Below are 9,189 nucleotides of genomic sequence, written 5' to 3'. Positions count from 1 at the left end.
CGTCGCGCGTGCGCCTGGCCTCGGGCTCGTTCATGACGCCGGCATCTCCGACATGCGCCTGACGCACTCGCGGATCATCAGCTGCGCGTTGCGTAACTGCTCGGCGCCTGGTGGCGGACATTGGGACAGGCGCATCGCGAGCTGGGCTTCAGCGATGCGCAGTTTGAAGATCGTGCCAAGCTGCCAGGGGCGCTCGTCGCTCATGACGTAAACCCCAATTGACACCGCGCGCAGTAGCCGGACGTCTCGTTGAGCCAGATCGGCGCGTGACCGGCGCCGGTGATGGATGCCTGGCAACGCTGCGCGCTGAACAGCCCCCCTTCCACAGGTGCCTCGTCGTCGGGCGGCAAGCACTGCGAGCACATCGGCGTGGGCTCGAGCGAGACCCAGAAGCAGCCGCCAGGGCAGGCGGCGTCATCGGTGCAGCCGCAGCCAGCGCAGGAAAGACCCGCGGTGCGCGGCCGCGTGTTCAGCTCGACGGGGTCGCAGCGCATGCCTTCCTCCTGGGTGAGAACTGCCGCGAAAAAGCGAAGCCGCTGGCGTAGGAAAACAGGTCCCAGCCGAGCGGCGCGAATTCGGCTTCCTCGCCGTCCTTGCGGCCAGCGGCATAGGCGACTGCATCGATGTGCAAGCCGGCCGCGGTCGCCTGCAGCAGGCGCGAGCGCGTCTCCGCCAACAGCACGTCGCGAAAGGTGGAGCGGGATGCGGGTTCGATACCGCGATCTCCGGAGGGGAAAGTCTCCGGCGCTTTGCTTAAGCTAGTCCCGCGTGAAAGATCTCTCATCCGACGGCTCCCACGACCTTGCGGAGAGTCGCTTCCTCGAGAGCGTGGACGTCGTCGAGGCAGAGTGCGGTAAGCCCGGTTCGCGCCAGGATGTAGGAGGCGCAAGCCGCGCGGACGATGTCGATGTCGACGCGCTGCAGCTCGCCGGCTTTCAGAAGCGCCATGAGCCGATCGGCGATGTCGCGGGAGCCATAGTGAAGCTCGTCCGAAGAGAGGAAGCGCCTCATTGCTCCGCTCCCCGGACAAACCCGTAGCGCTTCTCGTTCAGCGCACGCAGCTGCTGCGCCAGCGTCAGGCGTGGCACGACTCCGCCGCCGATCTTGGCCTTCTGCTTCGAGCGCCGGCCGCAACGCATCGAGTGGCGGCCGAGACCGGGACCCTTGATGCCCAGGTGGCGCTTGCGCACTTCGTTCGCCTTGGCGGCCAGCGGCGTCACGACCTCGTTGTTATCGCGCTGGTTGCATTTGCGATGACCGACGCCAACGCAATTTCCGCCGAAGCAGGCGGGCACGTCGATGTGCGAGCGGTCCCACGCCTGGTCGGGCGTGACGGGCAGATCGCAGTGAACGCAGATGGGATGCTCGCCGCGGCCGGCCTGGTAGGCCTTGAAGGCTTCACGCGAATACAGGCGCTCGCGCGCCTTCGATCCGAATTGCCACTTGTACGCCATGCTTTCCCTCATGAGCGCGATGTGAAAAGGCGCGGGCCGGATCGGGGGTATCCGGGGCTGGCCGGGATTTGATCCGACCCGCGCGTGCCGCCGACCGACGCGTACGGGGTCAGCGGAAGTCTAGGGAGGGACCCGCGTTCGACCTTCGGGCCATCGGGGCAGGTAGGAATCGCTCCGACGCCGAACACGCTACGCATCTTGCGTAGACATGTCAACGCAGAATGCGTAGTAGACTGTACGCAAGATGCAAAACACGGCAGATGGGAAAAGTTGGGAACTAGCGCGGCTTAATCCAGGTGATGCGGGCGGCCCACGCGATTTCTTGGTCCCGCAGCGTGGGTTCTGTCGACGATTCAAGGTCGTAGCGATCGCGCTTACGGCCTGGCTGAAGGGTGCGAATCAGCACGTCGCCGTTCTTCACGGCGACCACGCACAGCTTTCCAATCAGATCCTGGGTCGGCTTCTTTTTCTCATCGTCGAAGAAGTACAGCCAACCGCTATCGGCTACCCCCCGCAACGAGGCCCCCGCGTCCAGCGCAACGGTGGCAATCCCTGCATGAGGTGGGACCTCAGTGCAATCCTTATATGCGTCGACCTGGTAAAAGACGACTTTCCCGCCCGGTTCAACTTTGCCGATGATTTTAACGGGTTGCTGTTTCGTGATCGGGGATCCCTCCGCCTCCAGGATCCATTCCCAACGAACCCCGTAAGCGCGGGCATAGCGCTTCGCGGCGGCGCGGGACGGGGCGCGATCGCCATTTTCGTGGCCAAGATAGGTGGAGACAGTCCAACCGAACGCACGCGCAGCCTCGGTTGGTGTTTTGTAGCGCCCATGATGGTGGCGCGCCCAGCGCAGTCGCTCGGAAGGCGATTCTAACCCCATGACCCCAATCTCGCAAAATGCGTTACGCAGGTGGCGTTGACAGCGCTACGCAAGATGCGTAGCGTTCGCCGCATGGACTGGATTGCAGAGATCATCGATTCGCGGGGCGGCACCGTCGCAGTTGCAGCTGCGATGGAAATCCCGGAATCGACTGTTTCTTCGTGGAAATCTCGGGGGTCTATCTCGCCCGGGTACTGGCCCTTGCTGCTCCTGCTCCCCGTTAAGCGCGGGGGGAAAAAGATCTCACTCACTCAGTTTGCAAAACTTGCCTGTGCGGCCGATGCCGATCGCCTTGCCCGCGATCGGCGGAAGACGGCCGCGTAACGCCGGAACCTTAGTGCGTGTGCGACCGAGAGTCGAATCGCTCCGGTTGCGAGCGGCTGAAGGAAAGTTTGTGTGCGTACGCGTAGCCCCTTCAACCAAGCTAAGGCCGCAGCATATGAACTCCCTTCGCGACCGCTGGCACCGCTCCGCCTTCGTCCGCTACTTCGCTGATTTACCCGCGATCGACCGCGCAACTTTTTGGGTCGCCGTGGCGCTGGCATTCGCGCTCGCGATCTCGATCGAGCGCATTGCGCACGCGCCGGCGGCCGAGATCCTGGCCCCATTTGATGTCGACGTGAGGCTCGCAAGCTCATGACAGACGGCGCCGCTGATCCGTTCGACGTCCGCGGCGAGGTCGTCACTCAGCATTTCGATGGCACGGCGGGGAGCTGGCCCTTCGGCTCGCTGCGGCCGATGTCCTACGACCTCATCATGATCGACCCGCCTTGGCCCACCCAGATGCGTTCGAAGAAGGGCGAGGGGAAGAGCTCGAGCAAGCACTATGCTTCAATGTCGTTCGAGGCGATCCGGGCGCTTCCGGTGCATCAGCTCGCGGCAGACGATTGCATGCTGTTCATGTGGTGCACTTGGCCGCTGCTACTTTGGGGCGGCGATCCCACGAAGCACTTCCGCGATTTTGACGCGTCATATTCGCCGGTCGGCGCCTGCCTGAAGGCCTGGGGCTTTCGCTATGTGACTGGCGGTGCCTGGTTGAAGCGCAAAGCGCGCGGCGGCATCGCCTTCGGGCCCGGCTATCGCGCGCGGTCGGCCTGCGAGCCGTTTCTGCTCGCCGTGTATGGCGAGCCGAAGAACTCGCGCTCGCATCGCAACTTCATTGACGGTCTGGCGGAAGGGCACTCGGTGAAGCCGGCCGAGGCCTACGCCTGGTGCGAGACGTATATGCCCGGCGCCCGCCGCGTCGAGCTGTTCTCGCGGACGCCGCGGCCGGGCTGGGACACCTGGGGCAACGAGGCCGGGAAGCTCGGGGGCGCACCATGAAGCCAATCGGCAAGGCAATCGAGCAAGCTGAGAAGAAGCTCCGCTATCGCCAGTATCACTGGTGCCGCCGCCCCAACGGTTTCTCGGACATGCCGGTTTGGCGCGTAGTGGCGCAATATGCCGGCTTGCCGCTGGTCGCTGTGCTCGCGGTGGTGAACCGCCTCGAGGAGCTCGCCAACAACGCGGCGAACTTCGGAGAGGAGCGGGGCAGCGTCGCGAGTTTCGACGCCGACGAGTTCGGCGCGGCCCTCGGTCTCGCGAGCGAGGAGGTGGCGCGGATCTTCGCCGCGCTTGAGCACGAGAGGGTGCGCTGGGTCGAGGAAGGTTGCGTGCGCACCTTCCACGACCGCAACCCCGACCGCGAGGAAGACAAGCAGGATGTCCGCGATCGCCAGCGCCGGTCGCGCTCGCGGAAGCGGATCCGCGAGTGCCTGGCGCGGCTAGCCGCCATGGGCAAGCTGGACGAGCGCGAGCGAACTTCGATCGAGGTGACGCTAAAGGGGCTGCCGGATGGCGAACTCGTCGAGCTGCAGGTGCGGCTTGCAAAGAGGGAGCGGGAGCCGGTCACGCTGTCACAAAGTGACCGATGTGACAACGTGACGGTCACGCCAGAGAAGACCAAACCATCAGATCAGGACCAAAACCCTGTGACGCAGCTTGGCGCGACCGCCGTCCCTGTCGATCCCGCAGTGTTCGCGGAGACAGCGAAGGCTCTGCAATGGCTTAAGGGTGACGGCGAGGCCCTCGTCACGCACAGGCTCGGCGGGCTGCGATCAAGTGCCGGCAAGGCGATCGAGCGCTGGCAGGTCACGATGTGTCACAACGCGCCCGCGCTGGCACAGACCATCTACCGGTCGCTCGCCACCCAGGCCAAGGGCGAGGCCTTCCGCACGCTCATCGAGAACCAGGTCGCGCGGCGGGCGGCCGAAATGATCGCGCCGGCGCTGCCGTTGCCGCCGATGGCGCTGAAGAGGAGGGGCGATGGCTGAGGAAACGACGAACGGTGGCGGCATGCCCGGGCCGGGCCCGGCCAAGAGCCGCGGCCAGGAGATCCTGGAGCGCATGCTGGGGCAGTTCAACCGGGTGCTCCGGATTCGGCATCAGCTCGAGAAGGTCCGCGACCAGATCACGCCAGGGGAGACGAGGCCACCTACAGCGGCGCGGGCGGCGGCGACCGGCCAAGCCACGAGCTTTTTCGGCGCGCTGGATCTGCTCTGCGACAGCAATGACGAGCTGCTCGACGAGCTCGAGCGGTCGGTGATGGAGATCGGGGATCTCTTCTAATCCTCAGGTTTCACGCGAGACCAGTACTATAACTAGTTGCAATTCAGGCCTTTTCTCTCCATTTTTGACCCGAGGGGAGGGGCTTCATTTGCCCATTGATAGCCCACCGGGATTTCCTCCCGGCGAGATCGGCGCACGGTTCAACCAGGTGCGCGACCTGCGCGCCGGGGAGTTCGTCTATGTGCGGATGGAGGTTTGGCGGGACCCGGCCAACCTCGACATCATCTCGTGCAAGTTGCTGCGGCCGGCAGCAGATCAGAGAGCCTTCCGCGATCGCTGGTCAATCCTCCTGGTGCCGCACTCCCAGATCGTCTGCCGCGAGCCGAAGGTGATGGAGGCGGACGGCGGCCTCGTCCGGGCGGTCTCGATCGAAGAGCGTTAACCGCGCGGCTTAACCGTTTGCTTAGCAGGTCCAGCTAACCCTTTCTCACCCAAGGGGTTATTGTGCCATGCGTCCCGCCCCAGAGGCCTTCCGCCTGACATTCCTGCTGCCCGATGGCGCAGCGGCGCTTTCCGGCTTCCACCAGCCATCGCCGGAAGGCTGCGCGCTTGACGTGCGCTGGCCGCTGGTCGCGATCGCAGGTCCGTCGCGCAAAGCCGTGTTCGACCACGCGGCGCGGCTCCTGCGCGCCTCCTGCCGGCATCTGCCGCCCACCTCGGTCTCGGCCTACCTAACGACACCGGCGCAGCCGGCCGGGCGCGACGCCTGGTCGATCGCCGTCAACGCTGACGTCTCGTTCTCGCCGACCGGGCTCGACGCCGAATTTCCGATTCCCCCGACCGGGCAGCCGCCGCCGCGGCGCCTGCACCTGGTCGAAGGGGGACGCGGCTCGTGAGGGCTGCAGCGGTGGAGGCGGCGCCGGAATTCGCGCGCCAAAGAGGGGACTCAGTATGGCGCGCGCAGGCCGCAAACGTAAGAACGGACCACGCCACCCCAACGGTCAGCTGAAGAAGCCGAAGAAGAAAGACGTCGACGACCGCGTGCGCACGCTGCGGCAGCCGCACCGGCGTGCGTTGGCGCACGAGCTGCGCGCCGCCGGCGCCGATTTTGACGAGGTGCAGAAGTACACCCGCGGCGAGGAGGCTGAATCGCCGATCGGCCGGCTTTGGGCTGCAGGACATCTGAAGCTGCCGGCGGATGTCGACGACCAGCCGGCGCGCGATCGCTACGACGCCGGCAACATGTTCGCGCAGGTGGTCGGCGCCTATCGCAGCGTGATCGAGTCCCCGCGTGACGTCGCCGGAAGCGGCCGCGGTTATCCGTGCGATCCGCTCGGCTGTCATGCGCAGGAGCAGCTTCCGGAGGACGAGCGCTGGATTCGCTGCGAGTGCCGGGCGCGCCGGCGCCGGTACACCGAGGCTTACGAAGCGCTGGCGCACGGGCTGCGCATGCTGCGCGTCGAGCTCGAGCACGGCACGAAGATCCACCCGCTGCTCAAGCGCTCGATCGCTGAACATCAGCGGCTGTGTGAGGACGAGGCCTATGTGCCCGCGGCCGCGGAGCGCCGGCGCGTCGTCATGGCGGTCACTCGCGTTGCGATCCACCGCGAGGCGATCCCTGAGCAAGAGCTCATTTACCTTGTTTCCGGGCTCGAGGAGCTGCGCCAGCATTTCGGGTTGACCGCGAAGCGCAGGCGGAGGCACTCTCGAAATGCAAAATGAGAAATTGCGCCTGCGGGGCCGATCGGCCCGGCAGGCGTTGGTATTTCGGGGGTGGTGATGTGATCGATATCGCCACCGCCAGGGAGCTCGATGAGCTCGCGGCCCGCATAGCGCGGATCCGCCCCATCTCGAACTCGAATCCGCACGCCTTCTACGAAGAGCGATCGGAAGTGGCCAGCCAGGTCCGCGCCCTCGCGACGCGTCTGCGCTGCGGCGACCAGGTCGTGCCATCGGACGCCGCGGATGTACCGGCGCCGATCGGCCGACAGGTCGAGCGGAAGCGGGTTGTCCATGTTGGCGGCCGAACAACGCTGGTGCTCGAACGCCTGGCGCGGGCCAAGTTCGTGCTCGAGCGCGCTGGCGTCCGATAACAGCGTTTCACGGACGCCAGGCTGACAAGCGTTTCCCCGCGCTGTGACAAGTGGATCCCTCTTTTCGTCAACCCCATGCCAAGCGGAGCACCCCGATGGGCAACTGCACTCTCGTCGTTCACCTGACCGGCTCGCACCACAACCGCAAGAACCGCGATGCGAACCGCATGGCGGCCAAGTTCGTCGACGAGCTGAAGGCGGCCGGCCACAACGTCGAGCATGCCTCGTTCACGAGCGGCGGGCGAGAGGACCTGCTTAACGAGTACACGGGTACGCGCGCCGCACCACACGACGATTAGGACGCCGATCGCGGTTTCTAGAGCCGCGGTTGCGAGAGGGTTGGCCCGCCGCAGCACCCGAATGGGCGGCATGGCCTTAGGCTTGCGGAGGAAGATCGGGACCGGCTCGCCGACGGGCGAGGGGTCACTGGTTTCCGGGAAGCGCCCTCGAACCTTTCTTGCAGGGTAGAGCAGCGGTAGCTCGCTTGGCTCATAACCAGGAGGTCGTCGGTTCGAACCCGACCCCTGCAACCAATTCCCGACCCGGGACCGCCCGGGCGTCGCGCCGCCTTTCCGGCTTTAGCGGGCCGCGTCGAGAACCTAGAAGCCGGCGCGCTTACGGCGCCTCAACAGAGGGCCACAAGGGCGCGGTGCGCTGGAAGATGCGCCATGGCCGGCCTCGTTCGCGAGGCGTCCGGAGCTGGGGCTTCCAGCCGCGAATTTCACCGTCATCACCGGGGTAATCGGCGCGAGATGCCCGGCATTATCAGGTGAGGATGGACAATGGCGTCGACCGAGCTCGTCGACCCGATGGCCTCGGTGCGGGCCTATCTCGAGGCGGAGAAGAGCGACAACACTCGCCGCGCTTACGCGAGCGACTGGGCCGACTTCGTCGCCTGGGCAGAACGGGTATCATGCCCGACCTTGCCGGCGGCACCGATCGACGTGGCACGCTACCTGGCGCAGCTCGCCGACGGCGGAAAGAAGACGTCCACCATCCAGCGCCGCACCTCGGCGATCGCCTCGGCTCACAAGGCGGCCGGCTTGGAGCCGCCGACGAATTTCGAGGGCGTGAAGGCCGTCATGCGGGGCATCCGCCGGCGCGTCGGGAAACGCAAGCGCAAGGCTGCGCCCGCGACGGCCGAGCTGCTCGTTCGGGCCATCGAGGCGATTCCCGCCACGAAGCGCGGCCTGCGCGATCGCGCGCTGGTGCTGATCGGATTCGCCGGCGCATTCCGCCGGTCCGAGCTTGTCGCGATCGATATTTCGGACCTGGAGCGGCATAAAAAGGGCCTGCTGGTGCATATCCGGCGGTCCAAGACCGATCAGGAAGGCGAGGGCGCCGATCTTCCGATTCCCAACGGCAAGATGCGCGTCGTCGACGCCCTCGATACCTGGCTGGCCGCGGCCGGCATCACCGAAGGGCCGATTTTCCGCAGCGTCGATCGCCACGGCAATATCGGCGCCGGCGCGCTGACCGATCGCCAGGTCGCCCGCATCGTCAAAGAGGTTTGCTGCCGCGTCGGGATCGATCCCGAGACCGTCGCCGGGCATTCGCTGCGCGCCGGGTTCATCACCAGCGCGCTCGAGGCCAAGGTTGATCCGCTGAAGGTCATGCAGCAGTCGCGCCACGTGAAGGTCGACACGCTGAAAGAGTACGACCGGCGCGAGAACGATTTCGAGCACCACGCCGGCAGCGAATTTCTCTAGGCAGGATTCCACCGGCAGCGCCGTTGCTGTAGGAACGTCGCATGGCGACACGTCGACGGTTCTTGGCTCTGCTGGGTGTTGGTTCTGTTTCGGCTCCGATCGCCGCGAAGGCGGCCGCAGAAGCTGAAGCGGCGAAGCTTGCCGGGATATCGGGCGGTCTGTCGGCCGGGGCGGGAGGGTCTCTACCTTCGACGTGTGCTCCTAGCGCTGACAGCGGATTGCGGTGGCTTCCTTACGAGGAGCGGCTGGAGAAGATCGCGCTGTATGTCCGCACTGTCGGGCTACCGCGAGTCGTCGAGCAGGAGTTTTGGGAGAGGGCGCGCTCTGTCACTGCCCTCGATCCCGATATCGCAGGCAAGCGCTCCTGGAGTCTCGCGGCGAAAATCCACGAGCAGCGGCAGCGCAACTACAGGCGTCTGCTGGATGAGATCGAGGCGCGCCCGGTGCAGCTCGCGAAGCGGTCCGCCTTTCAGAAGCTGCTTGGCTTCGAGCTGCCCTGGTAG

At 65.7% G+C, this 9,189-nt stretch carries 18 protein-coding genes and 1 tRNA gene; 13 read left to right on the top strand and 6 right to left on the bottom strand.

The window, feature by feature from the left end:
- Nucleotides 1-30 precede the first annotated feature (30 nt).
- The 6 genes from ACVWW6_RS30080 to ACVWW6_RS30055 form a co-directional block, all read right to left on the bottom strand.
- Complete coding sequence (locus ACVWW6_RS30080) at nucleotides 31-204, bottom strand: hypothetical protein (RefSeq protein ID WP_456681906.1); 174 nt, start codon at nucleotides 202-204, stop codon at nucleotides 31-33.
- A complete protein-coding gene (locus tag ACVWW6_RS30075) occupies nucleotides 201-494 on the bottom strand; it encodes a hypothetical protein (protein ID WP_456681905.1) in 294 nt (97 codons plus the stop codon). The genes ACVWW6_RS30080 and ACVWW6_RS30075 overlap by 4 nt, the downstream gene beginning before the upstream one ends.
- Nucleotides 470-676: a hypothetical protein gene (locus ACVWW6_RS30070; protein ID WP_456681904.1), complete on the bottom strand. Its 207-nt coding sequence runs from the start codon at nucleotides 674-676 to the stop codon at nucleotides 470-472. The genes ACVWW6_RS30075 and ACVWW6_RS30070 overlap by 25 nt, the downstream gene beginning before the upstream one ends.
- A gap of 104 nt (nucleotides 677-780) precedes the next feature.
- Nucleotides 781-1,011, bottom strand: a complete 231-nt coding sequence (locus ACVWW6_RS30065) for a hypothetical protein (protein WP_456681903.1) — start codon at nucleotides 1,009-1,011, stop codon at nucleotides 781-783.
- Nucleotides 1,008-1,454, bottom strand: coding sequence for a hypothetical protein (locus tag ACVWW6_RS30060; RefSeq protein ID WP_456681902.1), 447 nt, complete (start codon nucleotides 1,452-1,454; stop codon nucleotides 1,008-1,010). The genes ACVWW6_RS30065 and ACVWW6_RS30060 overlap by 4 nt, the downstream gene beginning before the upstream one ends.
- Nucleotides 1,455-1,731: 277 nt before the next feature.
- Complete coding sequence (locus ACVWW6_RS30055; RefSeq protein WP_456681901.1) at nucleotides 1,732-2,337, bottom strand: helix-turn-helix domain-containing protein; 606 nt, start codon at nucleotides 2,335-2,337, stop codon at nucleotides 1,732-1,734.
- 54 nt (nucleotides 2,338-2,391) lie between these two features.
- Between ACVWW6_RS30055 and ACVWW6_RS30050 the strand changes: the two genes are divergently transcribed.
- The 13 genes from ACVWW6_RS30050 (at nucleotide 2,392) to ACVWW6_RS29990 (ending at nucleotide 9,189) form a co-directional block, all read left to right on the top strand.
- Entirely contained in the window at nucleotides 2,392-2,661 is a 270-nt protein-coding gene (locus ACVWW6_RS30050) for a carph-isopro domain-containing protein (protein ID WP_456683197.1), read from the top strand.
- Nucleotides 2,662-2,776: 115 nt separating this feature from the next.
- The gene (locus ACVWW6_RS30045; RefSeq protein ID WP_456681900.1) at nucleotides 2,777-2,977 is read left to right on the top strand and encodes a hypothetical protein; all 201 of its coding nucleotides are present in this window, start codon (nucleotides 2,777-2,779) and stop codon (nucleotides 2,975-2,977) included.
- Nucleotides 2,974-3,660, top strand: a complete 687-nt coding sequence (locus tag ACVWW6_RS30040; protein ID WP_456681899.1) for an MT-A70 family methyltransferase — start codon at nucleotides 2,974-2,976, stop codon at nucleotides 3,658-3,660. Before ACVWW6_RS30045 ends, ACVWW6_RS30040 begins: the two co-directional genes overlap by 4 nt.
- Nucleotides 3,657-4,649, top strand: coding sequence for a hypothetical protein (locus ACVWW6_RS30035; protein ID WP_456681898.1), 993 nt, complete (start codon nucleotides 3,657-3,659; stop codon nucleotides 4,647-4,649). The genes ACVWW6_RS30040 and ACVWW6_RS30035 overlap by 4 nt, the downstream gene beginning before the upstream one ends.
- Nucleotides 4,642-4,944 carry a hypothetical protein gene (locus ACVWW6_RS30030; protein ID WP_456681897.1) on the top strand — a complete coding sequence of 101 codons (303 nt, stop codon included), beginning with the start codon at nucleotides 4,642-4,644 and terminating at the stop codon, nucleotides 4,942-4,944. Before ACVWW6_RS30035 ends, ACVWW6_RS30030 begins: the two co-directional genes overlap by 8 nt.
- Before the next feature lie 88 nt (nucleotides 4,945-5,032).
- Nucleotides 5,033-5,326, top strand: a complete 294-nt coding sequence (locus tag ACVWW6_RS30025) for a hypothetical protein (protein WP_456681896.1) — start codon at nucleotides 5,033-5,035, stop codon at nucleotides 5,324-5,326.
- Between the two features lie 67 nt (nucleotides 5,327-5,393).
- Nucleotides 5,394-5,780, top strand: coding sequence for a hypothetical protein (locus ACVWW6_RS30020; RefSeq protein WP_456681895.1), 387 nt, complete (start codon nucleotides 5,394-5,396; stop codon nucleotides 5,778-5,780).
- A gap of 55 nt (nucleotides 5,781-5,835) precedes the next feature.
- Nucleotides 5,836-6,606, top strand: coding sequence for a hypothetical protein (locus tag ACVWW6_RS30015; protein ID WP_456681894.1), 771 nt, complete (start codon nucleotides 5,836-5,838; stop codon nucleotides 6,604-6,606).
- 59 nt (nucleotides 6,607-6,665) lie between these two features.
- Complete coding sequence (locus ACVWW6_RS30010; RefSeq protein ID WP_456681893.1) at nucleotides 6,666-6,977, top strand: hypothetical protein; 312 nt, start codon at nucleotides 6,666-6,668, stop codon at nucleotides 6,975-6,977.
- A gap of 95 nt (nucleotides 6,978-7,072) precedes the next feature.
- Nucleotides 7,073-7,276, top strand: a complete 204-nt coding sequence (locus ACVWW6_RS30005) for a hypothetical protein (RefSeq protein ID WP_456681892.1) — start codon at nucleotides 7,073-7,075, stop codon at nucleotides 7,274-7,276.
- Between the two features lie 159 nt (nucleotides 7,277-7,435).
- Nucleotides 7,436-7,510, top strand: a tRNA-Met gene (locus ACVWW6_RS30000).
- A gap of 249 nt (nucleotides 7,511-7,759) precedes the next feature.
- On the top strand, nucleotides 7,760-8,686 hold the full coding sequence (locus ACVWW6_RS29995) for a site-specific integrase (RefSeq protein ID WP_456681891.1): 927 nt from the start codon (nucleotides 7,760-7,762) through the stop codon (nucleotides 8,684-8,686).
- A gap of 41 nt (nucleotides 8,687-8,727) precedes the next feature.
- Complete coding sequence (locus ACVWW6_RS29990; protein WP_456681890.1) at nucleotides 8,728-9,189, top strand: hypothetical protein; 462 nt, start codon at nucleotides 8,728-8,730, stop codon at nucleotides 9,187-9,189.

The organism is Bradyrhizobium sp. USDA 3311 (assembly GCF_054062495.1).
The sequence above is the reverse complement of the archived record's forward strand: the minus strand, read 5'-3'. Positions and strand labels throughout refer to the sequence as shown.

Coding starts and splice junctions, on each gene's coding strand:
- ACVWW6_RS29990 (WP_456681890.1), top strand. CDS start 8,728: ATGGCGACACGTCGACGGTTCTTGGCTCTGCTGGGTGTTGGTTCTGTT.
- ACVWW6_RS30030 (WP_456681897.1), top strand. CDS start 4,642: ATGGCTGAGGAAACGACGAACGGTGGCGGCATGCCCGGGCCGGGCCCG.
- ACVWW6_RS30075 (WP_456681905.1), bottom strand. CDS start 494: ATGCGCTGCGACCCCGTCGAGCTGAACACGCGGCCGCGCACCGCGGGT.
- ACVWW6_RS30060 (WP_456681902.1), bottom strand. CDS start 1,454: ATGGCGTACAAGTGGCAATTCGGATCGAAGGCGCGCGAGCGCCTGTAT.
- ACVWW6_RS30040 (WP_456681899.1), top strand. CDS start 2,974: ATGACAGACGGCGCCGCTGATCCGTTCGACGTCCGCGGCGAGGTCGTC.
- ACVWW6_RS30005 (WP_456681892.1), top strand. CDS start 7,073: ATGGGCAACTGCACTCTCGTCGTTCACCTGACCGGCTCGCACCACAAC.
- ACVWW6_RS30080 (WP_456681906.1), bottom strand. CDS start 204: ATGAGCGACGAGCGCCCCTGGCAGCTTGGCACGATCTTCAAACTGCGC.
- ACVWW6_RS30035 (WP_456681898.1), top strand. CDS start 3,657: ATGAAGCCAATCGGCAAGGCAATCGAGCAAGCTGAGAAGAAGCTCCGC.
- ACVWW6_RS30050 (WP_456683197.1), top strand. CDS start 2,392: ATGCGTAGCGTTCGCCGCATGGACTGGATTGCAGAGATCATCGATTCG.
- ACVWW6_RS30015 (WP_456681894.1), top strand. CDS start 5,836: ATGGCGCGCGCAGGCCGCAAACGTAAGAACGGACCACGCCACCCCAAC.
- ACVWW6_RS30020 (WP_456681895.1), top strand. CDS start 5,394: ATGCGTCCCGCCCCAGAGGCCTTCCGCCTGACATTCCTGCTGCCCGAT.
- ACVWW6_RS30065 (WP_456681903.1), bottom strand. CDS start 1,011: ATGAGGCGCTTCCTCTCTTCGGACGAGCTTCACTATGGCTCCCGCGAC.
- ACVWW6_RS30045 (WP_456681900.1), top strand. CDS start 2,777: ATGAACTCCCTTCGCGACCGCTGGCACCGCTCCGCCTTCGTCCGCTAC.
- ACVWW6_RS29995 (WP_456681891.1), top strand. CDS start 7,760: ATGGCGTCGACCGAGCTCGTCGACCCGATGGCCTCGGTGCGGGCCTAT.
- ACVWW6_RS30055 (WP_456681901.1), bottom strand. CDS start 2,337: ATGGGGTTAGAATCGCCTTCCGAGCGACTGCGCTGGGCGCGCCACCAT.